A 23,504-nucleotide genomic window follows, 5' to 3' on the forward strand; every position below is an offset into this window, starting at 1 on the left:
CCGGTCCGGCCGGGGGCGTCGGGTCAGAGGTGTTCGGCCAGGTACTGCGAGAGGTTCCGGCACCAGCCGGTCAGCTCCTCGCGCGACGCCGCCCTGCCCCGGCAGAGCTCGCCGACCTGGGCGTCGCCGAGCCGGCTGTCGCCGGACGACTCCAGCATGTTCGCCATCTCCCCGAGCACCGTCGACAGCCGCTTGGCGTCGTCGTGGCTCAGCATCACCAGCGCATCGGTGTGGCCGATCGTGACAGAACCGGGCATCGCGACCTCCCGCGGGTCTCGCACGCCTGCTGCCAGGCGTCTTCGGCCCCCCGTCCACCGTACGACCGCCCGGCGGCCCCCGGCGCGCCCAGCCGGAACCGCCCCGGTCGGGCCCGCAGCGAGCACCGCCCGTCCGGCACTCCGATCAACCCTTTGAGACGCCCACGGAGCATCCGGCGCCCCACGACGACGGAAGGGCCGGCCGCGGGGAACGCCCCGCGAGCCGGCCCTTCCGGAATTCCGAACGGAGCCCCCTGTCGGGTTCGAACCGACGACCCCCGCTTTACAAGAGCGGTGCTCTGGCCAGCTGAGCTAAGGAGGCACGGTGACCGTCCGCGGCGGACCACGGCGGTACCACGGGCAGTGTAGCGGGCCGGTGCGGGGCGGCGCCGTCGGTTTTGGCCGGTGGAACGGGGTGCCGGGCGGGTGATTTGGGTGATGTGTCCGGCTTGTGATCGGACCGATGCCGAATTCGGCCACCGGCGGGGGCTGACAAGCGGATGAACGTCCGGGTACGGTCGCGGGGAGACCGACCCCGTTCGACTCCTGAACGCGGAGCGCCGGTCCCGACAATCCAGCCTTTACTCGGATCGTCCGGCACGTTCCTGCCGGTGAAGGAGAGCACAGCCATGGCTTCTGTCACGTTCGACAAGGCGACCCGCCTGTACCCCGGCGGCACCAAGCCCGCCGTCGACGCCCTGGACCTGCACGTCGAGGACGGCGAGTTCCTCGTCCTGGTCGGCCCGTCCGGCTGCGGCAAGTCGACCAGCCTGCGCATGCTGGCCGGCCTGGAGGACGTCAACGGCGGCGCCATCCGCATCGGCGACCGCGACGTCACCCACCTGCCGCCGAAGGACCGGGACATCGCCATGGTGTTCCAGAACTACGCGCTGTACCCGCACATGACCGTCGCCGACAACATGGGCTTCGCCCTGAAGATCGCGGGCGTGTCGAAGGCCGAGATCCGCCAGAAGGTGGAGGAGGCCGCGAAGATCCTCGACCTCACCCAGTACCTGGACCGCAAGCCGAAGGCGCTCTCCGGCGGTCAGCGCCAGCGTGTCGCGATGGGCCGCGCGATCGTCCGCGAGCCGCAGGTCTTCCTCATGGACGAGCCGCTGTCCAACCTGGACGCCAAGCTCCGCGTCTCCACCCGTACCCAGATCGCCGGCCTGCAGCGCCGCCTGGGCATCACCACGGTCTACGTCACCCACGACCAGACCGAGGCCATGACCATGGGCGACCGCGTCGCGGTGCTCAAGGACGGTCTGCTGCAGCAGGTCGACTCCCCCCGCCACATGTACGACAAGCCCGCCAACGTCTTCGTGGCCGGCTTCATCGGCTCGCCGGCGATGAACCTCGTCGAGGTCCCGCTGGTCGACGGCGGCGTGAAGTTCGGCGGCTCGGTCATCAACATCTCCCGCGAGGACCTGGCCGGCGCCGGCACCGACAAGACCGTCACGGTCGGCATCCGCCCGGAGCACTTCGAGATCGTCTCCGGCGGCGGCATCGAGGGCGTCGCGGTCACCGTCAACGTCGTCGAGGAGCTCGGCGCCGACGGCTACGTCTACGGCACCACCAAGATCGGCGGCGACGACACCGACATCGTCGTGCGCGTCCACGGCCGCCAGGTCCCGCAGAAGGGCGAGACGATCCACGTGGTCCCGACCGGCGGCGAGACCCACGTCTTCTCCACCAGCACGGGCCTGCGCCTGAGCAAGTGAGCCGACGGCCCGGGCGACCGGGCCGCGCCCACCGCAGCACGACCGGGCCCCGGCGGACACCGTTCCGCCGGGCCCCGGCACGTCCGGACGAAATGCCGGGCCCACCGGCGGGGATCCCGCAGGCCTGCCCCCCGTCCGGCCCGGGCGGCGACCCGTCCGACCACCGTCCGGCCGTCCGGCCGTCAACCGCATGACGGAACAAAACAGGACACCGGTCACTCATTGGTGTAACGCAGCGCGACCTTTCCGCCACCTGTCGCTACGCTCCTGTGGCGTGAAGCAGCTCCTACGCCGTATCGGCCAGACCGTGGCCCTCACCCTGCCGGTGATCCTGGTGACCACCGGCACTCTCGCCGTGACCCGGGTTCCGTGGGCTCCTCCGACGGGCCTCGACCAGCAGGTGGTCGCAGCGTCCAGCAGCGACGGCAGCATCGGCCGTACCTCCGCCGGGTCCGCCGACAGCCCGCGGGACGCCCTCCGCACGGACCTGCTCAACGAGCTCGACGCGCACGACCCGGGCACCGCGCTGGACCTGCTGGAGCGCTCCATGCGCGAGAAGCCGTCGCTGACGCCGTACTGCACCGAGCTCGCCTCGGAGCTGGGCCGCGCGGCGGTCCGCAAGTACGGGGGCGACGTGCAGCGGGCCCGCTCCTTCGCCCGCCCGGTCTGCGACGGCTCCTTCGCCGCCGGCGTCACCGCCTGACGGCCCCTCCCGCGGCACCGCCCGATCCGTTCCGACCACCCGAGAGCGCTGCGCCCCCTGCACCCCGGGCGCAGCGCTTCCGGCTGCCCACGGCCGCTGTCCGCGGCCCGTTCCGCGGTGCCCGCGGCCCGCTGTCCGCCGATCCCGCCGGACGGGCTCGGCGGCCCGTTCGGGTGCAGTGCCGCCGGACGCATGGGGTCAGCTCCCGCGGAGCCTATTGTTCTGGCTATGACCGCTGATCAGACGCCAGCCGACATGGCCGCGGAGCTCGCAGCCGCCGCCGACCCCGTCACCCTGGCCGCCGCGCCCACCGTCACCCAGGCGGTGATCCTGGCGGGCGGGCAGGGTTCCCGCCTCCGCCCGTACACCGACGACCGTCCGAAGCCGCTGGTGGAGATCCCCGGCACGGGCATCCCGATCGTCGGCCACCAGCTCTCCTGGCTGGCCTCCGAGGGCGTCACCGATGTGGTGATCTCCTGCGGCCACCTCGCGGAGGTGCTGCAGGAGTGGCTCGACGGCACCGAACTGCCGGTGCGGGTCCGCACGGTGGTCGAGCACGAGCCGCTGGGCCGCGGCGGCGGCCTCAAGTACGCCTCCGCGGCCCTGCCCCGGCCGGCCGAGCCCTGGTTCGCCACCAACGGCGACATCTGGACGCGGTTCAGCCTGCGCGAGATGGCCGCCTTCCACCACGAGCGGGCCGCGGTGGCCACCCTGGCGCTGGCCCGCCCGCGGATCCCGTGGGGCGCGGTGGAGACCGACCGCTTCGGCAACGTGCTGGACTTCGTCGAGGCGCCGCCCTCGCCCTTCCTCATCAACGCGGGCCTGTACGTCTTCGGGCCGTCGTTCCGGGCGCTGCTGCCCGACGTGGGCGACCACGAGCGGACGACCTTCCCGCAGTTGGCGCGGGCCAAGCAGCTGGCGGGCTATCAACTGCCGCAGGGCTGCTACTGGCGGGCGATCGACACCGTCAAGGACTTGACGGAGGCCGCCAAGGAGCTCGCCGCGGCCGGCCGTCCCGCCAACGACTGACCGCCCGTACGGGAAGAGCCGACGGACCGCCCGTACGGGAACGGACGGCTGACCGCACGCACGGGAACGGCGGAGGGGCCTCCCACTCCGGGTGGGAGGCCCCTCCGCCGTTCGGTGCGCCGCCCGTGCCCCGGGCCGCCGACAACTCCTCCGGTGTCGTCTCAGGCCGTGGCCGCCGGCCCGGTGGGCCGGTCCATGCCGAGGGACGTGAGGCCGCCCAGCGGCGCGCTGCCGAGCACGCCGCCGATCAGGCCGGCGCTGCTGCCGGGCCGCGGGGTGGATCCGCTGCCGCCGGTGCCGCCCGAGGAGCTGCCGCGGGTGCTGGTGGACCGGCCCGGTCCGCCGCTGCTGCCCGCGGTGGCACCCGACTTGGTCGACTTGGACTTGCCGCCCCTGGTCGAAGAAGAGGACGGCGAGGACTTCCCCGAGGGGGACGGGGAGGTCGACCGGCTGGGCGACGGGGAGGGGCTCGGCGACGGCGAGCTGCCGGTGCCGTTGCCCGGCCAGAGCGGGGAGCCGTAGTCGGTCGGCGGCTTGACCGGCGCCGGGCCGGTGCCGCCGCCGGTGCGGACGGCCGCTCCGAGCATCGAGCCGATCAGCAGGGTCAGCCCGACGACCACCGCCGCCACCACGGAGCTGCGCCGCAGCACCCGCCGGCGGATCGCCTGCGCCGCCTCGGGGCCGTACTGCCGCCAGGCGTCGAGGGCGATCCGGCCGTCCAGCGAGCCGAACGGCGCCCCGGCGATCAGCAGCGGGCTCCACGCCGCCAGGAAGATCAGGTCGGGAGCGTCGTACACCGGCACCGACCGCCAGCTGACGGTGAAGAGGAGCGCAGCGGAGAGCGTCATCGCCGCGGCGGACGCCACCCGCTGCCAGAGGCCGAGGACGGTGAGGACACCGACCACGATCTCGGTGAACGCCACGCCCAGCCCGGCACCGACCGGGTGGTTCATGGCGAACGCGAGCAGCGGCTCGGCGACCTTCCAGGGGTGCAGCGAGGAGAGCCAGCGCATCATCGAGCCGCGCTCGCCACCGTCGAAGTACACCGGGTCGCAGAGCTTGCTGAAGCCGGCGTAGACGGAGAGCGAGCCGAGCACGACCCGCAGCGGCAGCAGCACCAGGCCGAGGTCGACCCGGCGGCCCGGGTAGCGGGCGTGCCGGGCGTCGGCCGGGCCCGCGGCGGCGGGGGCCTCGGGCAGGTCGCCGCTGGGCGTCCAGCCCCGGGTGATCGGCTCGTACGGCAGCGGGGGCGGGCCCGCCTGGCGCGGCACGGCGTGCAGCGGCTGGGTCTCGTCGCCCGGGGCGGCGGTGCCCGGTCCGCCGGCGCCGGGCCCGGTCGGGCCGAAGCCGGGGGCGCCCGCCGGGGCGGGGACGGTGGTGAGCCGGACGGCCTCCAGCAGCCGGGTGGCCGCCATGTCGCCGGGCGCCGTCTGACCGCTCCAGGTGACGGTGGTGACCCGGCCCTTGCGCCGGGGCGCGGCGGTGCCGGCCCCCGCGAGGGCGGGGATCTGCGCGCTCGGCACCACGACCTGCGGCGTGACCAGGGGGCGGGCGCCGAGGCCGGCCGCGCCGGCCCGGACGCCGTACGGGTCCCCGAAGGCCGCGCCGACCGGCACGTCGATCATCGGGGCCACCGGGGCGGCGAGCCGGATGCGGAAGCTGGCCTGGGTGCTGCTGAGCTTCGCGGGATCGGACGGCACCCTGACCGTGCTGAGGCCCGGTCCGGGGTCTATCCCCGCCGTGCCGCCCTCTCCCGGGCGCCGAGGTGTTCTGGTGTCCACACCCCACTAACCGGGTGACGGGCCCGGAGGACACTCTCCCGGGTGGATTCCCGGCGTGGATTTGAAGTGATCATGGGAAAACCGGTCGGGCCCGGCCGGCCCCGATCGGTTCCTCCCACGAAGCTGTCCGTTCCGGACGGAACGGCGCCGTTGCGGCGCTGCCGGGCGGAGGCGGGCCGCCCCCGGCGCCCGCCGCCGGTCAGCGGCGGGCGCGCAGCCGGGCGGCCTCGTACAGCACGATGCCGGCGGCGACACCGGCGTTCAGCGACTCCGTCTGGCCGGGCATCGGGATGCGGACCCGGATGTCGCAGGTCTCGGCGACCAGCCGGGAGAGGCCCTTGCCCTCGGAACCGGCCACGATGACCACCGGGCCGGTGAGCGCGTCGAGGTCGCCGATCTCGGCCTCGCCGTCGGCGGCCAGGCCGACCACCATCAGACCGGCCTTCTGGTAGGCCTCCAGGGCGCGGGTCAGGTTGGTGGCACGGGCGACGGGCAGCCGGGCGGCGGCACCCGAGGAGGTCTTCCAGGCACCGGCGGTCATGCCCGCGGCGCGGCGCTCGGGGATGACCACGCCGTGCGCGCCGAAGGCGGCGGCGGAGCGCACGACGGCGCCGAGGTTGCGGGAGTCGGTGACCCCGTCCAGCGCCATGATCAGCGCGTCCTCGCCGGCGTCGGCGGCCTCGGCCACCAGGTCGTCCGGGTGCGCGTACTCGTACGGCGGGACCTGCAGCACCAGGCCCTGGTGGTTGAGGCCGCCGGTCATCTGGTCGAGCTGGGCGCGCGGGGCCTCCATGAGCGGGACGCCGCGCTCGTTGGCGGCCTGGTACGCGTCGCGGACCCGGTCGTCGGTGTCGATGAACTGCATCACGTACAGCGCGTTGGCCGGCACGCCGCCCTGCAGGGCCTCGACCACGGAGTTGCGGCCGACCACCAGCTCGGCGGCACCGGCGCCGCCGCGCCCGCCCCGGCCGGCGCCGCCGGCCCGGCGCATGCCGGCCCGGGACTTGGCGTCCCGCTCGCGCTTGAGCGCGGCGTTGGCCGCACGCTGCTTGGGGTGTCCCTTGCGGGCCTCCCCGGGCGGGGTCGGGCCCTTGCCCTGCAGTGCCTTCCGGCTGTGGCCGCCGGTACCGACACTCGCGCCCTTCTTCGACCCGGGGTTGCGGCGGTTCCTGCGCTGGCTGTTGCCGGCCATGGCTGTACTTCCTGTCTCTTCTACGTCTTGAGGTTCGTCATGAGGATGGGCCGTAGCCGGTGGAGCACCGGCTGCGGCCCACGCTCGCCCCGTGGCCGGGGCTACTGGTTCGCCGGTCCCGCCCGTGGGCGGGATCTACTGGTTGACCGTCCAGCGGGGGCCGGACGGGGTGTCCTCGATCGCCAGCCCGGCCAGCCCGAGCTGGTCGCGGATGGCGTCCGCGGTGGCGTAGTCCTTGCGGTCCCGGGCCGCCTGGCGCTGGTCCAGGACGAGCCGGACGAGCGAGTCGACCACGCCGTGCAGGTCGTCGCCGCGGCTGCCGCCGGCCCAGAAGTCGTCGAGCGGGTCGAGGCCCAGCACTCCGAGCATCGCACGGACCTCGGCGAGCCGCGCCACCGCGCTGTCCTTGTCGTCCGCGGTCAGCGCGCTGTTGCCCTGGCGGACGGCGGTGTGCAGCACCGCGAGGGCCTGCGGGACCCCGAGGTCGTCGTCCATCGCCTCGGCGAAGGCGAGCGGGACCTCGGGGGCCGGGTCGACCGCGCCGCAGCGCTCGACGGCCCGCTCGACGAAGCCCTCGATGCGGGCGAAGGCGGTCTCGGCCTCGCGCAGCGACTCCTCGCTGTACTCGATCATCGAGCGGTAGTGCGGGGAGGCCAGGTAGTAGCGGAGCACGATCGGGCGCCAGCGCTGCACCATGTCGGAGACCAGCACCGAGTTGCCGAGCGACTTGCTCATCTTCTCGCCGCTCATGGTGACCCAGGCGTTGTGCACCCAGAACGCCGCGAAGTCGTCGCCGTAGGCCTTGGACTGCGCGATCTCGTTCTCGTGGTGCGGGAAGATCAGGTCGATCCCGCCGCCGTGGATGTCGAAGGCCCGGCCGAGGTACTTGTGCGCCATGGCCGAGCACTCCAGGTGCCAGCCGGGGCGGCCGCGGCCCCAGGGGGTCTCCCAGCTGGGCTCGCCCTCCTTGGCCCGCTTCCACATGGCGAAGTCGCGGGCGTCCCGCTTGCCGGTCTCGCCCTCGCCCTCCGGCTGCAGGAGGTTCTCCAGCTGCTGGTTGGAGAGCTCCAGGTAGTCCGGGTAGGACTTCACGTCGAAGTAGACGTTGCCCTCGGAGGCGTAGGCGTGGCCGCGCTCGATCAGGCCGCGCATCATCTCGATCATCTCGGGCACGTGGCCGGTGGCCCGCGGCTCGACGGTGGGCGGCAGGCAGCCGAGGGCGGCGTAGCCGTCGTTGAACGCCCGCTCGTTGGCGTACGCGATCTGCCACCAGGGGATGCCGAACTCACGGCTCTTGGCGATCACCTTGTCGTCGATGTCGGTGACGTTGCGCACGAAGGTGACGTCGTAGCCGCGGTAGCCCAACCACCGGCGCATCACGTCGAAGTTGAGGCCGGACCGGATGTGCCCGATGTGGGGCGGGGCCTGCACGGTGGCACCGCACAGGTAGATCGAGACACAGCCCGGTACAAGCGGGACGAAGTCGCGTACCTGGCGGGTGTTGGTGTCGTACAGGCGAAGGGTCACAGCGTCAAGCGTAGTGGGCCCACGGGGGTGCCCCGCCACCTATACGGGCGCGGGACTCCCGCCGCCGCAGCGGTTCCGGGGCCCGCCGGCCCGTGCCCGGGCGGGCCGCCCCGGCGGACGGGCCGTCAGGGCGGCGGGCCGGGCGGACCGGCGGGACGTCAGGAGGTCCGGTACACCAGGGCGGTGGCGATCGCGGCCAGGCCCTCGGCGCGGCCGGTCAGGCCGAGGCCGTCGGTGGTGGTGCCGGAGACGGCGACCGGGGCGCCGACCGCGGCCGAGAGCGCGGCCTGCGCCTCGGCGCGGCGCTTGCCGATCTTCGGACGGACGCCGATCACCTGGATCGCCACGTTGCCGATCTCGAAGCCGGCGGCGCGGACGATCCGGGCGGCCTCCGCGAGCAGGGCGGTGCCGGCTGCGCCGGACCACTCCGGGCGGTCGGTGCCGAAGTGCGCGCCGAGGTCGCCGAGGCCGGCGGCGGAGAACAGCGCGTCGCAGGCGGCGTGCGCGGCGACGTCGGCGTCCGAGTGCCCGGCCAGGCCGTCACCGGCGTCCGGCCAGTCGAGTCCGGCGACCCGCAGCGGGCGGCCCGCCTCGAAGGCGTGCACGTCGGTGCCGATGCCGACCAGCGGCATGACGGGAGCGGCCGGGGTGGCGGAGCCGGCGGCGCCGGTGGGGTCAGAAACCATCGGAGGCCCTCCTGCGGGCGAGCACGGCCTCGGCGAGCACGAGGTCCAGCGGACGGGTGACCTTGAACGCCTCCTCGTGGCCGGGCACCACGACGACCCGGCCGCCGAAGCGTTCGACCAGTCCGGCGTCGTCGGTGACCGGCGGGAGGCCGCCGGCCGACTCCTCGGCGACCGCCTTCTCGTGCACCTCGTGCAGCACCGAGCGGCGGAAGCCCTGCGGGGTCTGCACGGCGCGCAGCGCGGAGCGGTCCGGGGTCTCCAGCACCGGCTCGGGCACGCCGGGCTCCTGCGGGTCGACCCGCTTGACGGTGTCGGCGAGCGGCACGGCGGGGACGACGGCGTCGGCCCCGGCGCGGACGGCGGCGGCGACGGCGTCCACCACCTCGACCGGGACGAGCGGCCGGGCCGCGTCGTGCACCAGCACCGCCTCGACCTCCTCGGGGATGGCCGCGAGTCCGAGCCGGACGGACTCCTGCCGGGTGGCGCCGCCGGCGACCACGCGGACGTCCTTGCCGTCGAGGCCGTGGCTGCCGAGCAGGGCGACCACCTCGGCGACCCCGTCCGGCGGGGCGGCGACCACGACCAGGCCGATCGCCCGGCTGCGGGCCAGCGCCCGGACGGCGTGGACCAGCAGGGGCACCCCGCCGAGTTCGCGGAGGGCCTTCGGGGCGCCGGGCCCCAACCGTTCCCCGCGCCCGGCGGCGGGCACCACCGCCGCTGCAACTGCTGCTGACCCGTTCAGGTTTCGCTCCTTCGGCGAAGTGGGTATGGCCATGGCGTGCGCCGCACGGCGTACGCGACGGACCCCTTCCGACTGCACGTTAGCCAAACCGCTCCGACGAGTCCGACACCCCCGCGCGCAGGGCCGGCGTGCGACCGGGGTGCGTCGGCCCGTGCGGGGCGTCCGCACGACGGGCGCGCGGGCCCGCCGAACGCGCCGTCATGTGGCCGGTACCCGTGGCCGGATGCCCGGCTGTACCGCGGGCGGGCACGCCGAAGCGCCCGAGGTGCCGGAGACCGACCCGGACAGCGGTGTGACCGGGATCGCGCACCGGCATCGGGCGCTGGGCGTTGCGAAGCCGCTTAGGAGGCGAGGACCTCGTCGAGCAGCGTCTCCGCCTTGTCCTCGTTGGTGTTCTCGGCCAGCGCGAGTTCGCTGACCAGGATCTGGCGAGCCTTGGCGAGCATCCGCTTCTCGCCGGCCGACAGGCCGCGCTCACGCTCGCGGCGCCACAGGTCGCGGACGACCTCGGCGACCTTGATGACATCGCCCGAGGCGAGCTTCTCGAGATTCGCCTTGTAGCGACGCGACCAGTTGGTGGGCTCCTCGGTGTACGGCGCACGCAGCACCTCGAAGACCCGGTCGAGACCTTCCTGACCGACCACGTCGCGCACGCCGACGAACTCCGCGTTCTCGGCGGGCACACGCAGTGTCAGGTCTCCCTGCTGCACCTTGAGCACCAGGTAGGTCTTGTCCACACCTTTGATCTGGCGAGTTTCGATGGCCTCGATCAGCGCGGCCCCGTGATGGGGGTAGACCACCGTGTCGCCAACCTTGAACGTCATGTGACAGGACCCCTTCCGTGGCTTTCCAGAATAACACGCTTCTCGGCGCACCCGAAGGGCGTTTTCGCAGGTCAGGGCAGGTCTCAGGGCTTGACAACCACCCCCATGACGTGCTGCGACCGGTGTTCGAGGAGAGCTTCCCGCAGGTCGGAGGCGGTTCGACAGCTCGGCGAAACCTCTGGCAACACCGCCGAAACCATGATTGGATCTTGAGTTTTCGTCCGATCCGTCGCCGTGTCCGAACCGTTATCCGGCGACCTTCCCGGTGGGACCCGTGCGACCTGCGCCGGTTCGTGGACGTCCGGGATCGCCGCGGCGGCGTGCTGCGGGTGCGCACGGACGGAGGACCGCGACACGGGGCCACCCCGTGGGAGGCGGGCGTAAGCGGTCGGTAGTCTGATCGCTGACCACCCCACGTGATCCACATCCGTGATCCACACCCAAGGAGAAGCCGCCGCCGTGAGCCGGAGCCTTCGACGCGGCGCGGTCGCCGCCATCGTCCTCGCCGCTGTTCTGCCGCTGTCCGCCTGCGCGGCCGGCAACCAGGCGGAGACCCTGCAGATCAAGCCGGACAACGCGGCGACCTCGGTCGGCCAGAACCTGCGCCTCAACAACGTGCTGCTGGTGACCGCCAAGGGTGCTTCCTCGGACGAGGCCGGCCCGGTCAACCTGACGGTCAACATCGCCAACACCGGCTCGGCCCCCGAGGTCCTGCAGTCCGTGTCGGTCGAGGGCGCCGGCAACGCCACCTTCACCGACGCCAAGGGCGCCGAGGTGTCCGAGATCACCATCCCGGCCGGCGGCTCCGTGCTGATCGGCGGCGAGGGCCAGCCCGCCGTCCACCTGTCCTCGGCGAAGCTCCCGCTCGGCGGCTACGCCGACACCGACTTCACCTTCAAGACCGCGGGCAAGGTCGGCCTGCCGGTCGGCGTCGTGCCGGCCGAGGGCCTGTACGCCTCGTTCGGCCCGAAGGCGCCCGAGGTGAGCGCCAAGCCGTCGGCCTCCGCGAGCGCCTCGGCCACCGCCACCGCCACCGGCTCGCCCTCCGCCCCCGCCTCGGGCTCGCCCTCGGCCACGGCGACCGGCTCGGCCACCGCGACGGCGAGCGCCTCGGCGCACTGAGCCCCGGCGCACCGGCCACCACGGCCGAGGGCCCCGCACGGAGCGGGGCCCTCGGCCGTCGGCGTCACGGGGCCGGTCGGCCCGGGCCGGCCTACGGCTCGAACTTGTAGCCCAGGCCGCGGACGGTGACCAGGTAGCGCGGCGCGCCCGGGTCCGGCTCGATCTTGGCGCGCAGCCGCTTGACGTGGACGTCCAGGGTCTTGGTGTCGCCGACGTAGTCCGCGCCCCAGACCCGGTCGATCAGCTGCATGCGGGTGAGCACCCGGCCGGCGTTGCGGAGCAGCATCTCCAGCAGGTCGAACTCCTTGAGCGGCAGGTCGACCTTGGCGCCGTCCACCGTCACCACGTGCCGGTCGACGTCCATCCGGACGGGGCCGGCCTCCAGCGCGCCCGGGCCGCTGCCGTCGCCGCTGCCGTTGCCGTCCTCGCCGCGGCGGCGGAGCACCGCGCGGATGCGGGCGACCAGCTCACGGGTGGAGTAGGGCTTGGTGACGTAGTCGTCCGCACCTATCTCCAGACCGACGACCTTGTCGATCTCGCTGTCCTTGGCGGTGACCATGATCACCGGCACGTTGGAGCGGACGCGCAGCTGGCGGCAGACCTCGGTGCCCGGCAGGCCCGGCAGCATCAGGTCGAGCAGGACCAGGTCGGCGCCGTTGCGCTCGAACTGCTCCAGGGCGTCGGGGCCGGTGGCGGCCACGGCCACCTCGAATCCCTCCTTGCGGAGCATGTACGAGAGGGCGTCGCTGAACGACTCCTCGTCCTCGACCACCAGTACTCGGGTCACGATCGGGCCTCCGGGGCAGGAAGGGGGGTTGGTGCTGTGGTGTCGGTCTCGTCCGCCTCGGTCGGCGGGACGGTAGCGCGGCCGCCGGCGGGCACCTGCCCGGCCGGGAGCCGCAGGGTGAAGGTGGATCCCTGGCCCTCGACGCTCCACACCGCCACGGTGCCGCGGTGGGAGGCCGCGACGTGCTTGACGATGGAGAGGCCGAGGCCGGTTCCGCCGGTGGCCCTTGACCGGGCCGGGTCCACCCGGTAGAAGCGTTCGAAGATCCGCTCGCGGTCCTTCTCCGAGATGCCGATGCCCTGGTCGGTCACCGAGATCTCGATCAGCTCGCCGTCGGCCTCGCCGAGGGCGGCGGCGCTGGAGATGCGGCGGGTGGCGATGGCCACCCGGGTCCGCGGCGGGCTGTAGTTGACGGCGTTCTCCACGAGGTTGCCGAGCGCGGCCGCGAGCTGGCCGCGGTTGCCGTGCAGGTAGAGGCCGCCGGTGCCGCCCGCGGCGATCAGGATCTGCTTGGCGGCGGCGGGCTGGCGGCAGCGGTCGATCGCCTCGGCGATCAGCTCGTCGACCGGGACGGGCTCGGGGTCGACCAGCAGCTGGTCGTCCTGGACCCGGGACAGGTCGATGATCTCCTGGACGAGGCTGGCCAACCGGGTCGCCTCGATCTGCATCCGGCCGGCGAAGCGCTGGACGGCCTCCGGGTCGTCGGAGGCGTCCGCGACGGCCTCGGAGAGCAGCGAGAGCGCGCCGACCGGGGTCTTGAGCTCGTGCGAGACGTTGGCCACGAAGTCGCGGCGGATCGCCTCGATCCGGCGCCGCTCGGTCAGGTCCTCGACCAGGACGAGGACCAGCCGGGAGCCCAGCGGGGCGACCCGGACGGAGACGGCCAGCGGATCGGCCGCGCGTGCCCCGCCGGGGCGGGGCACCTCCAGTTCGACCTGGCGGATCTCGCCGTCGCGGCGGGTCGCCCGGGCCAGCGAGAGCATCTGCTCCACGGCCACCGCACCGCCGCGGACCAGCCCCATCGCGTAGGCGGCGGAGCTGGCCTTGACCACCTCGTCGCCCTCGCCGAGCACGATCGCGCAGGAGCGCAGCACGGAGAGCACCGTGTCCACGCCTGCCGGCAACGGGGGTTCGTACGCCAGGAGCCCGCTGCCTCCGGTCCTGCCGGCGGAGCCGCCCCGGGGGGAGGCGCCGCGGGCCTGCTCGCGCTCGCTCCAGCGGAAGGCGATGGCGGCCGTGAGACCGACGCCGAGCCCGGCTATGGCGCAGGCAGCGGCGGTGGCCACATTCACGTCCATGCCACTCAGCCTAAGCGCAGGTCGGGCACGCTCCCCAAGGGTGCGATCAAGGGCTCGGCCGCACGTTGCCGAGAATTCACCTTCAGTCCTTCGCCGGTTCACTGCGGGGGTCGTGCGCGGTCGCCCGGGCGGCCCAGTGTGGTCAAGCAAGCCCGTGCGGGCGGTGACGCGGCTACCATTCGCGCCACCAGCAGCGGCCGTCCCTTCCGGACGGACCGGTCGGCACCGCCACCGACAGAGCTACTGACGGACCGGCCGACCCTTCTTGCGGGGGGACGGGCGGCCAGGAGGAGAGAGCATGCGCGACCAGTACCACGAGGAACTCGACTCGATCAGCGACGGCCTGGTCGAGCTCGCCCGGCTGGTCGGCTCGGCCATGGGCCGGGCCACCACCGCGCTGCTCGACGCGGACCTGGCCCTGGCGGAGAGCGTGATCGCCGCCGACGAGAAGGTCAACGACCTCCACCACGACCTGGAGAACCGGGCCATCGACCTGCTGGCCCGGCAGCAGCCCGTCGCGACCGACCTGCGCATCGTGGTCACCAGCCTGCGCATGAGCGCGGACCTGGAGCGATGCGGCGACCTGGCCCGGCACGTGGCCAAGGTGGCCCGGCTGCGCTACCCCGCGTCGGCGGTGCCGAACGACCTGCACCCGATCGTGCTGGAGATGGGGCAGCTCGCCCAGCGCCTGGTCGCCAAGGCCGGCCTGGTGATCTCCACCAAGGACGCCAACGCCGCCCTGGAGCTGGAGCGGGACGACGACGCGATCGACGCCCTGCACCGCGAGCTGTTCTCGCACCTGCTGGACGACCGCTGGCAGCACGGCATCGAGACCGCGGTCGACGTGACCCTGGTGGGCCGCTACTACGAGCGGTTCGCGGACCACGCGGTGTCGGTGGCCAAGCGCGTGGTCTTCCTGGTGACCGGCGAGCACGCGGACGAGTTCGCGGCGGAGGCGGCCCTGCAGGCCGAGTGATCCGCGGACGCGGACGAGGTTCGGCGGGCCCGGGAACGGGACCGGCGGCGGGGGCGCGTCGGCCGGGGGCGCACGCGTGCGCGGGCGCCCTACCTCCGCGCGCCCGTTGACGCCCCGTCCGGGACCGGTTTTCACTCGTTCTGGGCATGCCGGCGGGTGCTGCGGCGTGCTGTGGTGTGCCGTCGACTGCCGTCGACAGCCGTCGATGAGGAGGACCCGACCGCGATGAAGGCTGACCAGAACCCGACCACGGCCGCGGCGGGACCCGCCGCGCCGCCCTCCGTGAAGCTGCTGCCGGTCGTCGCCGCGGGCTGCGGCTGCGGGCCGGGGTGCGGCTGCGGCTGCCAGTCCGGTGCCCCCTGCCAGTGCGGCGGCGCGGACGGCGGCTGCTGCGGCGGCGGCCACTGACGCCGGACGCCCCGGCCGGACGGCGCTGCTGCACCGTCCGGCCGGGGCGTCGCCGTGCCGGGGCGTCGCCGTGCCGGGGCGTCGCCGTGCCGGGGCGGATCGGGCCGGACGCCTAGAAGGTGACGTCCATGCACTGGTAGAAGGCGTTGCCGGTGTCCGCGACGTCCCAGATCGCCAGGACCACCTGGTGGCCGGTGCGGCCGGAGGGCAGGGTCGCGGTGTGGCTCAGCGTGGCGGGCGGCTGCGCGCCGTTGTAGGGGACGGTGAGGAAGGGCGTGCTGTCCAGGTTCGCCCGGGTCACCTTGCTGCCCGCGTTGTAGCCCGGCTTGGTGAGGTAATAGCGGAACTGCGTGGTGGCGTGCCGGGCGGTGAACTTCCAGGTGAAGGTCAGCCGCTGGCCGGCGCTCACCCGGGTGGCCGGCCAGGCCCCGCCGCGCGGGTCGTCGAGTGGGGCGAAGCGGCTGTTGCCGCCCGCGCAGAGGGTGCCGTCGGCCGGGCCCTGGGCCGGGAACCCCTTCGGCCCTTCGACGCTCTGCGGCTCCCACTGGATGTCGCCGCAGTTCTTCACGGTGCCGGCGGCGCACAGGGCGGCCCGGCTCGGCGGGGTGGTGATCCAGGCGTGCGAGTACGCGGGGATCGCGGTGGCCAGGGGGACGGCCGCGGCGGCGGCCGCGGCCGCCAGGACGTGACGCTTGCGCATGGTGCTCCCTCCGTGGGGGTGGATGGAGTGTGCGTGTGCGTGCAGGGAAGGCCCCGGCGGGCAGCGCGCGGCATGGGGTTTGGCGTGCTCGCGCCAGGTGTGGACCACCACGCTAGGAGCGGCCGCCCGCCCCGTCAATGGTCTGAACCAGTCTGCGGCGCAGGCGGACTGACGGAGCGTCGGCGGATTGCCGCCGGCGGCGGGTTCACCCCTCGCGGCCGGGCGGCCCCTCCGCGGCCCGCCCGTGCAGCTGCGCGGCCCGGGCGGTGAGGTAGCGCCGCTCCGGCGTGCTGGTCGTCCGGGCCGCCGCCGTACGGTACGAGTCCAGCGCGCCCGCCGTGTCGCCCGCCGTCTCCAGCAGGTGGGCCCGCACGGCGTGCACCCGGTGGTGGCCGGCGAGCGGCCCGCCCTCCGCGTCGAGTCCGTCGATCAGCTCCAGGGCGGCGGCCGGACCGTTGACCATGGCGAGGGCGACCGCCCGGTTGAGCGTGACCAGCGGGCTGCCGGCCACCTGCTCCAGCAGTCCGTACAGACCGAGGATCTGCGGCCAGTCGGTGTCCTCGGCGCGGGCGGCCGCGTCGTGGACGGCCGCGACGGCGGCCAGCAGCCGGTACTCGCCCGGCCGCCCCCGGTGGCCGAAGGAGCCCCTGAGCAGCGCGGTGCCTTCGGCGATCAGGTCGCGGTCCCAGCGGGTGCGGTCCTGCCGGTCCAGCGGGACGAGCTCGCCGTGCGGGCCGGTGCGGGCCGGCCGGCGGGCCTCGGTCAGCAGCATCAGTGCCAGCAGCCCGGTCGTCTCGCCGTCGGCCGGCAGGCTCCGGTGCAGCTCCCGGGCCAGCCGGACGGCCTCGCCGGTCAGGTCGGCCCGGTGCAGGACGGGCCCGCCGGAGGCGGTGTAGCCCTCGTTGAACATCAGGTACAGCACGTGGAGCACCCGACGGAGCCGCTCCGGCCGGTCCGACGCGCCCGGCTCCGGCACGTCGAACACCGTCGAGGACCCCTTGAGCCGTTGCTTTGCCCGGCTGATGCGCTGCGCCATCGTCGCCTCGGGGACGAGGTGGGCGGCCGCGATCTGGGCGGTCGTCAGGCCGCCGACCGCCCGCAGCGTCAGGGCGATCGCCGAGGCGGGCGTGAGCGCCGGGTGGCAGCACATGAACAGCAGGGCCAGGGAGTCGTCGGCCGCCGGTGCCTGCGCCGCGGCCGGCTCCCGCGCCACGTGCTCCTCGCGCCGCCGCCGGGCCGCCTCGCTGCGCATCAGGTCGGTGCGGCGGCGCTCGGCGGTCCGCAGCAGCCAGCCGCGCGGATTGTCCGGGACGCCGTCCGCGGGCCAGTGCCGGGCGGCGGCGATCAAGGCCTCCTGGACGGCGTCCTCGCAGGCGCAGAAGTCGCCCCACCGCCGGGTCAGCACGCCGAGGACCTGCGGCGCCAGCGAGCGCAGCAGGTCCTCGACGACGGGCCGGTCGGTCACAGGTCGAACGCCGCGTCGGTCATCACCTGGCGCACCTCGACCGGCTGCTGCGTGGGCACCCCGCCGGGTCCGGGCACCGCCGAGATCCTGGCGGCGATCTCCAGGGCACGGGCCTCGGACTCCACCTCGACGAGGTTGAACCCGGCCAGCACCTCCTTGGACTCCGGGAAGGGGCCGTCGGTCACCACCGGGGCCGAGGCCCCGTCCGAGCGCACGATCCTGGCCAGCCGCGGGTCGGCGAGCGGCGTGAACTGCACCATCTCCCCGCTCGCGACCAGTTCCTCGGTCAGCGCCGCGTAGTAGTCGAAGTGCGCCGCGACGTCGCCCGGGGCCCACCGGTCCATGGGCTCCTCGAACGCTCCGCCGTCGTGGTTGACCATCAGCAGGTACTTCGGCACGTGGACTCCTCGCTCTTCGGCGCGCCGCGGTGGCGCACCCGCTCCGTGGACGGAGCCGTCACCCGGTTCTCTACACCGACCCGGCCGAGGACGCGGATCGGCCCCCCGCCCGGCGCGGGAAGCGCCGGACGGGGGGCCGATGGCGTGGGGCTGTTACTTCTTGCCCTGGTTCTTCACGGCCTCGATGGCGGCGGCCGCGGCCTCCGGGTCGAGGTAGCGGCCACCGGGGGTGACCGGCTTGAAGTCGGCGTCGAGCTCGTAGACGAGCGGGATGCCGGTGGGGATGTTCAGGCCGGCGATGTCGGCGTCGGAGATGCCGTCCAGGTGCTTGACCAGGGCGCGCAGGCTGTTGCCGTGGGCGGTCACCAGGACGGTGTTGCCGGCGGCGAGGTCCGGGACGATCGCGTCGTACCAGTAGGGGAGCATGCGCTCGACGACGTCCTTGAGGCACTCGGTGCGCGGACGCATCTCGCTCGGGATCTCGGCGTAGCGGGCGTCTCCGGCCTGCGAGTACTCGGCGTCGTCGGCGAGCGCGGGCGGCGGGGTGTCGTAGGAGCGGCGCCACAGCTGGAACTGGTCCTCGCCGAACTCGGCGAGGGTCTGGGCCTTGTCCTTGCCCTGCAGGGCGCCGTAGTGGCGCTCGTTGAGGCGCCAGCTGCGGTGGACCGGGATCCAGTGGCGGTCGGCCTTGTCGAGCGCGATCTGGGAGGTGCGGATGGCGCGGCGCAGGAGGGAGGTGTGCACCACGTCGGGGAGGATCCCCTCGGAGAGGAGGAGCTCGCCGCCGCGGGCGGCCTCCTTCTCGCCCTTCTCGTTGAGGTCGACGTCGACCCATCCGGTGAAGAGGTTCTTCTGGTTCCACTGGCTCTCGCCGTGGCGGAGCAGGATGAGTCGGTAGGTCGTGTCAGCCATGGGCGCCAGTTTAGAGGAGCCGGTTATCCGCTGGTCGGACCGTCTCATCCCGGGTAATGTGCGGCTACCACTTGTGCCACTTACCGAGCGTCCGGGCGGTCCACCCCGCCTCCCGGGCGCGCCGGTCGGTCATGCCCCGGGAGCCGCCGATGTCCGCCGCCGTCCGCCTGCGCAGCACCGTCTCCCAGGCGGTGGGCGGGCTGCCCCGCCGGTTCTGGTGGCTCTGGACGTCGACCCTGGTGAACCGCCTCGGCGGCTTCGTGGTGACCTTCTTGGCCCTCTACCTCACCGGCGACCGCGGCTTCTCCCCCGCCTACGCGGGCCTGGTGGCCTCGCTCTTCGGCCTGGGTTCGGCGATCGCCGCCGTCGGCGGCGGGGTGCTGGCCGACCGCTGGGGCCGGCGGCCGACCCTGCTGGCCGCGCAGCTCGGCACCGCGGTGTCGACCGCCGCCCTGGGCTTCTGCCAGGACCGGGTGGCGATCGCCGTGACGGCCTTCCTGGTCGGCCTGGCGAGCAACGCCTCCCGGCCGGCGATCTCGGCGATCATCGCCGACCTCGTCCCCGCCGAGCACCGCGTGCGGGCGTACTCGCTGAACTACTGGGCGATCAACATCGGCTTCGGCGTCTCCGCGGCGGTGGCCGGTCTGATCGCCGCGCACGGCTACCTCGCGCTGTTCCTGATCGACGCGGCCTCCACGCTCGCCTGCGCGGTGGTGGTCTTCGTCCGCGTCCCCGAGTCCCGGCCCGAGTCACGCCCCGAGTCCCGTCCAGAGCAGCGACCGGCGGGAGCGGCCGCGGCCGGCGCCGTTGCGGCGGAGCCCCCGGCGGGCCTGGGCACGGTCTTCCGGGACGGCCGGTTCATGGCGCTGGTGGCGGTGAACCTGCTGCTGGCCGTGGTCGCCCAGCAGGGCAGCACCACGCTGGCCGTCGACATGGGCCTGGCCGGCATCTCGGCGGCCCGGTACGGCCTGGTCATCGGCCTCAACGGCGTGCTGATCGTGCTGCTGCAGCTGCCGCTCACCCGGGCGATGGAGGGCCGCAGCCGGACGGGTCTGCTGGTCGCCAGCTCCCTGCTGACCGGCTGGGGCTTCGGCCTGACCGCGCTGGCCGGCGGCTCGGCCGGGTTCTACGCCGCCACCGTGGCGGTCTGGACGATCGGCGAGATCATGGCCGCGCCGACCATGATGGGCCTGGTCGCCGAGCTGTCCCCGGCCCGGGCCCGCGGCCGCTACCAGGGCGTCTACTCGCTCTCCTGGTCGCTGGCCTCGTTCGTCGGCCCGGCGGCCGGCGGCTACCTGCTGGAGCACGCCGGCGGCCGGGCGGTCTGGGGTGCCTGCGCCGTCTTCGGCACGGTCGCGGCGGGGGCCTTCCTGCTGCTCGGCCGGCGGCCCGCACCGGCTGCGGCTCCGGCCGCTGCCGGGACCCCGGCAGCGGCCGACCGGGCGGCCGACACCGTCGCCGCCGAGCCGGCCGCGAGCACCGCGGGCGCCTGACCGGCCGTCCCGCTCAGTCGGCCGCGACCGGCCCGGGGGCGTCCGCCACGGGACCGTCGCCGGCCGGGCCGGCCAGGTGGGCGAAGGCCGAGAGGTTGCGGGTGGACTCGCCGCGCTTGGTGCGCCACTCCCACTCGCGGCGGATCGCGGTGGCGAAGCCCAGCTCCAGCAGGGTGTTGAAGGGCTCGTCGGCGTTGTCCAGGACGGTGCCGAGCAGCCGGTCGACGGCGTCCGGGGTGAGCGCCTCCAGCGGCAGCCGCCCGGCGAGGTAGACGTCGCCGAGCCGGTCGACGGCGTACGCGACGCCGTACAGCCTGGTGTTGCGCTCCAGCAGCCAGCGGTAGACGGCCTCGTGGTTCTCGTCCGGCCGGCGGATCACGAACGCGTTGACCGACAGGGTGTGGTCGCCCACCCGCAGCGCGCAGGTGGTGGACAGCTTGCGGGTGCCGGGCAGCGTCGCGACCAGCGTGTACGGGTCGGTCACGGCCGGCTCCCACCCCACCCCGGCCTCGTCGAGCGCGGTGCGCAGCAGGGTCAGCGCTTCGTCCTTGGTACGGAATGCCATGACGTCGACGCTACTCGGCGGTACGGCCCGGCACCCAGCAAGGGCGCGGGGAAACCCGGCGGGCACGGGGCGACGGGCGCCCCGTGCGGTGCCTCAGGCGAGCCGGAGCCCGCCGGCCGGGCGGGCCATCGCCTGGGCGTAGACCTCCGCGGTGGCGGCCGCCGCGGTGTCCCAGCCGAACCCCGCCGCGTGCCGGGCCGCCGCCGCGCCGCGCTCGCGCACCAGCTCGGGGGCGGTGGCGTACGGCTCCAGCGCCGCCGCCCACCGGGCGGGGTCGTGGCCGTGCACCAGGCTGCCGGTGACGCCGTCCCGGACGGCGACGGGCAGGCCGCCGACCGCGGCCGCCACCACCGGGGTGCCGCAGGCCTGCGCCTCCAGGGCGACCAGGCCGAAGGACTCGCTGTAGGAGGGCATCACCAACGCGGTCGCGGCGCGGTACCACTCGGCGAGCCGCGCCTGGCCCACCGGCGGGTGGAAGCGGACGACGTCCGAGATGCCGAGCTGGGCGGCCAGCTTGTGCAGGCTCTCCGGCTTCGCGAGGCCGGTGCCGGACGGCCCGCCGACCACCGGGACGACCAGCCGCTCGCGCAGCTCGGGCCGCCGGGCCAGCAGCACGGCGACCGCGCGGAGCAGCACGTCGGGCGCCTTGAGCGGCTGTATCCGGCCGGCGAACAGCAGCACCGCGGCGTCCTGCGGCAGCCCGAGGGCGGCCCGGGCGGCCGACCGGCTGCCGGGACGGAAGACGTCCAGGTTGACGCCGGGGTGGACGACCGCGAGCTGGTCGCCGCGGGCGTCGTAGTGGTGCGAGAGCTCGGCCGCCTCCTCGGCGGTGTTGGCGATCAGCCGGTCCGCGGCCTCCACGACCTGCGTCTCGCCGATCACCCGGGCGACCGGCTCGGGGGTGTCGCCCTCGGCCAGCGAGGCGTTCTTGACCTTCGCCATGGTGTGCATGGTGTGCACCAGCGGCACGCCCCAGCGCTCCGCGGCCAGCCAGCCGACCTGCCCGGACAGCCAGTAGTGCGAGTGCACCAGGTCGTAGTGGCCGGGGCGGTGGCCCGCCTCGGTGCGCAGCACCCCGTGAGTGAAGGCGCAGAGCTGGGCCGGCAGGTCCTCCTTGACCAGGCCCTCGTACGGCCCGGCGGTGACGTGGCGGACGAGCACGCCGGGGGCGAGCTGCACGGTCGGGGCGTCGTCGGAGGCGATCGCCCGGGTGAACACCTCGACCTCGATGTCCAGCTCGGCGAGGCGCTTGGCGAGCTCCACGATGTAGACGTTCATGCCGCCGGCGTCGCCGGTGCCCGGCTGGTGCAGCGGCGAGGTGTGGACGCTCAGCATGGCGATCCGCCGCGGACGCCGCGGCCGCCCGCCGATCAGCGCCTGGAGGCGGCCGCGACGGGCCGACGGGGCGGTGCCGGCGGTCTGCGCCGGGCCCGTGCCCAGCTGCGCGAGCCGCTCGCGGCGGGCCGCGCGTACGGGGTGCTGCGTCACCTGGCTGAAGCCTCCTCGTGCTCCCCGGTCGATGGTGCATCCGGTCGTGCGGGCAGGGTCACGGGCCCCGGCGGGCGGTGGGCCCGGCCGCGGCGGTCCGCGTCCGACGCGCAGCCGCCCGGAACCGGTCGTTCCGGGCGGACGGACGTCCAGTGTGCCAACCAGGGGAGCTGCGGCGGGTATTCCCGGATGACCGGTGAGGCCGCCGGCGGGCCCGCCACGGCCGGAACCCGTGGTCAGGCGCCCACGGCCGGGCGCCCGTGGCCCGGCGCACGCGGCCCGGATCCGACGCCGGGGCTCCGGGCCGGGGCCGGACGGCCGCCACCGCCGCCCGGGCCGCCGCGTACGCTGCGGGCATGGCCGCCTTCGACCCCTCCCCCGCCCGCGGGCCGCGTTCGACCCGGCCGGTCGGGACGGTGACCCGGGGCACCACCAACACCAACCGGCTGCGCCGGATGGACCGCTGGATCGTCCACACCATGGCCCGGACGCTGCGCGCGGCCCCGCAGCCGCCGATCGCGGTGGACCTCGGCTACGGGGCGGCCCCGTGGACGGCCGTCGAACTCGCCTCCCGGCTGCGGGCCGGGAGGCCGGACGTCCGGGTGGTGGGCATCGAGATCGAGCCGGCCCGGGTGGCGGCCGCCCTGCCGTACGCGGACCCGCCGCTGCTGACCTTCCGGCGGGGCGGCTTCGAGGTGCCGCTGGACGGTGCCTCGGCGCACCTCGTCCGGGCCGCCAACGTGCTGCGGCAGTACGAGGAGGAGTCGGTGGCCGCGGTCTGGGAGCGGCTCTGCGGCCGGCTGGCCCCGGACGGCCTGCTGGTCGAGGGCACCTGCGACGAGATCGGCCGCCGCCACGTGTGGGTTGCGCTCGGACCGGAGGGGCCCCGCACCGTCACCTTCGCGGCCCGGCTCGCCGATCTGCAGACCCCCTCCGACCTGGCCGAACGGCTGCCGAAGGCGCTGATCCACCACAACGTGCCGGGGCGGCCGGTGCACGCCTTCCTCACCGAGTTCGACCGGGCCTGGGCCGCGGCGGCGCCGTACGCCGCCTTCGGCGCCCGGCAGCGCTGGACGGCCGCCTGCGCCGCGATGGCGCAGGGCTGGCCGCTGGTGGACACCCGCCGGTGGCGGCACGGGGAGGTCACCGTGGCCTGGTCCGCCCTGGCACCGTAGCGGGCCGGCCCGGCACGGGTCCGCCCGTCGGCGCGGGACGGGCCTGCGGAACGGCTCGGCTGTGCGGAGCGGCGGATTCACTCGAACGAGTTATCGAATTCCTCTGGCGTGTTGACGCCTCGTCACGCCACCATGGAATCGATCGCACGAACTGCCGGCCGCCACGTGAGGTTCCGTCAGCTCCGCTGCGTCACACCGCACACACCGCACACACTGCACACACCACGGGCCTCCCGACCACGCACGGCGCCGGCA

Annotated in this window: 23 protein-coding genes and 1 tRNA gene; 8 read left to right on the forward strand and 16 right to left on the reverse strand. The window is 74.5% G+C overall.

What is annotated here, in order from left to right:
- Positions 1-23: 23 nt before the first annotated feature.
- Positions 24-257: a hypothetical protein gene (locus tag AB0442_RS01260; RefSeq protein WP_363543429.1), complete on the reverse strand. Its 234-nt coding sequence runs from the start codon at positions 255-257 to the stop codon at positions 24-26.
- Between the two features lie 248 nt (positions 258-505).
- A tRNA-Thr gene (locus AB0442_RS01265) sits at positions 506-579 on the reverse strand.
- A 307-nt stretch (positions 580-886) separates the two neighbouring features.
- Between AB0442_RS01265 and ugpC the strand changes: the two genes are divergently transcribed.
- From ugpC to AB0442_RS01280, 3 genes are all read left to right on the forward strand, one after another.
- Positions 887-1,978: a sn-glycerol-3-phosphate ABC transporter ATP-binding protein UgpC gene (gene ugpC, locus AB0442_RS01270; protein ID WP_363499271.1), complete on the forward strand. Its 1,092-nt coding sequence runs from the start codon at positions 887-889 to the stop codon at positions 1,976-1,978.
- A 274-nt stretch (positions 1,979-2,252) separates the two neighbouring features.
- Entirely contained in the window at positions 2,253-2,681 is a 429-nt protein-coding gene (locus AB0442_RS01275) for a hypothetical protein (protein ID WP_366159871.1), read from the forward strand.
- A 255-nt stretch (positions 2,682-2,936) separates the two neighbouring features.
- Positions 2,937-3,710 carry a nucleotidyltransferase family protein gene (locus AB0442_RS01280; RefSeq protein WP_366159921.1) on the forward strand — a complete coding sequence of 258 codons (774 nt, stop codon included), beginning with the start codon at positions 2,937-2,939 and terminating at the stop codon, positions 3,708-3,710.
- Positions 3,711-3,871: 161 nt separating this feature from the next.
- Here the strand turns inward: AB0442_RS01280 and AB0442_RS01285 are convergent, their stop codons facing one another.
- From AB0442_RS01285 to AB0442_RS01310, 6 genes are all read right to left on the reverse strand, one after another.
- Positions 3,872-5,410: a DoxX family protein gene (locus tag AB0442_RS01285; RefSeq protein ID WP_366159872.1), complete on the reverse strand. Its 1,539-nt coding sequence runs from the start codon at positions 5,408-5,410 to the stop codon at positions 3,872-3,874.
- A 280-nt stretch (positions 5,411-5,690) separates the two neighbouring features.
- A complete protein-coding gene (gene rlmB, locus AB0442_RS01290; protein WP_363543467.1) occupies positions 5,691-6,683 on the reverse strand; it encodes a 23S rRNA (guanosine(2251)-2'-O)-methyltransferase RlmB in 993 nt (330 codons plus the stop codon).
- Between the two features lie 135 nt (positions 6,684-6,818).
- Positions 6,819-8,210: a cysteine--tRNA ligase gene (gene cysS / locus AB0442_RS01295; protein WP_366159873.1), complete on the reverse strand. Its 1,392-nt coding sequence runs from the start codon at positions 8,208-8,210 to the stop codon at positions 6,819-6,821.
- A 158-nt stretch (positions 8,211-8,368) separates the two neighbouring features.
- The gene (gene ispF / locus AB0442_RS01300) at positions 8,369-8,896 is read right to left on the reverse strand and encodes a 2-C-methyl-D-erythritol 2,4-cyclodiphosphate synthase (RefSeq protein ID WP_366159874.1); all 528 of its coding nucleotides are present in this window, start codon (positions 8,894-8,896) and stop codon (positions 8,369-8,371) included.
- Positions 8,886-9,671, reverse strand: a complete 786-nt coding sequence (gene ispD / locus AB0442_RS01305; protein WP_366159875.1) for a 2-C-methyl-D-erythritol 4-phosphate cytidylyltransferase — start codon at positions 9,669-9,671, stop codon at positions 8,886-8,888. The genes ispF and ispD overlap by 11 nt, the downstream gene beginning before the upstream one ends.
- A gap of 308 nt (positions 9,672-9,979) precedes the next feature.
- Positions 9,980-10,462 carry a CarD family transcriptional regulator gene (locus tag AB0442_RS01310; RefSeq protein ID WP_014136563.1) on the reverse strand — a complete coding sequence of 161 codons (483 nt, stop codon included), beginning with the start codon at positions 10,460-10,462 and terminating at the stop codon, positions 9,980-9,982.
- Between the two features lie 459 nt (positions 10,463-10,921).
- Here AB0442_RS01310 and AB0442_RS01315 point away from each other — a divergent pair, with 459 nt between their 5' ends.
- Positions 10,922-11,584, forward strand: coding sequence for a DUF461 domain-containing protein (locus AB0442_RS01315; RefSeq protein ID WP_366159876.1), 663 nt, complete (start codon positions 10,922-10,924; stop codon positions 11,582-11,584).
- Between the two features lie 91 nt (positions 11,585-11,675).
- Here the strand turns inward: AB0442_RS01315 and AB0442_RS01320 are convergent, their stop codons facing one another.
- Both AB0442_RS01320 and AB0442_RS01325 read right to left on the reverse strand, forming a co-directional pair.
- Positions 11,676-12,371, reverse strand: a complete 696-nt coding sequence (locus AB0442_RS01320) for a response regulator transcription factor (RefSeq protein WP_366159877.1) — start codon at positions 12,369-12,371, stop codon at positions 11,676-11,678.
- A complete protein-coding gene (locus AB0442_RS01325) occupies positions 12,368-13,669 on the reverse strand; it encodes an ATP-binding protein (protein ID WP_366159878.1) in 1,302 nt (433 codons plus the stop codon). The genes AB0442_RS01320 and AB0442_RS01325 overlap by 4 nt, the downstream gene beginning before the upstream one ends.
- A gap of 298 nt (positions 13,670-13,967) precedes the next feature.
- Here AB0442_RS01325 and phoU point away from each other — a divergent pair, with 298 nt between their 5' ends.
- A complete protein-coding gene (phoU, locus tag AB0442_RS01330; protein ID WP_366159879.1) occupies positions 13,968-14,645 on the forward strand; it encodes a phosphate signaling complex protein PhoU in 678 nt (225 codons plus the stop codon).
- Positions 14,646-14,870: 225 nt separating this feature from the next.
- Positions 14,871-15,053: a hypothetical protein gene (locus AB0442_RS01335; RefSeq protein ID WP_366159880.1), complete on the forward strand. Its 183-nt coding sequence runs from the start codon at positions 14,871-14,873 to the stop codon at positions 15,051-15,053.
- Between the two features lie 112 nt (positions 15,054-15,165).
- On the opposite strand, the gene AB0442_RS01340 is transcribed toward AB0442_RS01335, so the two are convergent.
- From AB0442_RS01340 to AB0442_RS01355, 4 genes are all read right to left on the reverse strand, one after another.
- Entirely contained in the window at positions 15,166-15,753 is a 588-nt protein-coding gene (locus AB0442_RS01340; RefSeq protein WP_366159881.1) for a lytic polysaccharide monooxygenase, read from the reverse strand.
- 205 nt (positions 15,754-15,958) lie between these two features.
- On the reverse strand, positions 15,959-17,218 hold the full coding sequence (locus AB0442_RS01345; protein ID WP_366159882.1) for a DUF6596 domain-containing protein: 1,260 nt from the start codon (positions 17,216-17,218) through the stop codon (positions 15,959-15,961).
- Positions 17,215-17,616, reverse strand: coding sequence for a YciI family protein (locus tag AB0442_RS01350; protein ID WP_366159883.1), 402 nt, complete (start codon positions 17,614-17,616; stop codon positions 17,215-17,217). Before AB0442_RS01350 ends, AB0442_RS01345 begins: the two co-directional genes overlap by 4 nt.
- A gap of 153 nt (positions 17,617-17,769) precedes the next feature.
- Entirely contained in the window at positions 17,770-18,528 is a 759-nt protein-coding gene (locus AB0442_RS01355) for a phosphoglyceromutase (protein WP_366159884.1), read from the reverse strand.
- A 149-nt stretch (positions 18,529-18,677) separates the two neighbouring features.
- Here AB0442_RS01355 and AB0442_RS01360 point away from each other — a divergent pair, with 149 nt between their 5' ends.
- Positions 18,678-20,021: an MFS transporter gene (locus AB0442_RS01360; RefSeq protein ID WP_366159885.1), complete on the forward strand. Its 1,344-nt coding sequence runs from the start codon at positions 18,678-18,680 to the stop codon at positions 20,019-20,021.
- A 13-nt stretch (positions 20,022-20,034) separates the two neighbouring features.
- Here the strand turns inward: AB0442_RS01360 and AB0442_RS01365 are convergent, their stop codons facing one another.
- Both AB0442_RS01365 and mshA read right to left on the reverse strand, forming a co-directional pair.
- Positions 20,035-20,586 (reverse strand): YbjN domain-containing protein, encoded by a 552-nt coding sequence (locus AB0442_RS01365; protein ID WP_366159886.1) that lies wholly within the window; start codon positions 20,584-20,586, stop codon positions 20,035-20,037.
- 93 nt (positions 20,587-20,679) lie between these two features.
- Entirely contained in the window at positions 20,680-21,960 is a 1,281-nt protein-coding gene (mshA, locus tag AB0442_RS01370) for a D-inositol-3-phosphate glycosyltransferase (RefSeq protein WP_363543524.1), read from the reverse strand.
- A gap of 470 nt (positions 21,961-22,430) precedes the next feature.
- Here mshA and AB0442_RS01375 point away from each other — a divergent pair, with 470 nt between their 5' ends.
- Positions 22,431-23,249 (forward strand): class I SAM-dependent methyltransferase, encoded by an 819-nt coding sequence (locus AB0442_RS01375; protein ID WP_366159887.1) that lies wholly within the window; start codon positions 22,431-22,433, stop codon positions 23,247-23,249.
- Positions 23,250-23,504 lie beyond the last annotated feature (255 nt).

This window comes from Kitasatospora sp. NPDC085895 (genome assembly GCF_040702125.1).
In the GTDB taxonomy this organism is placed as follows: Bacteria; Actinomycetota; Actinomycetes; order Streptomycetales; family Streptomycetaceae; genus Kitasatospora; species Kitasatospora arboriphila.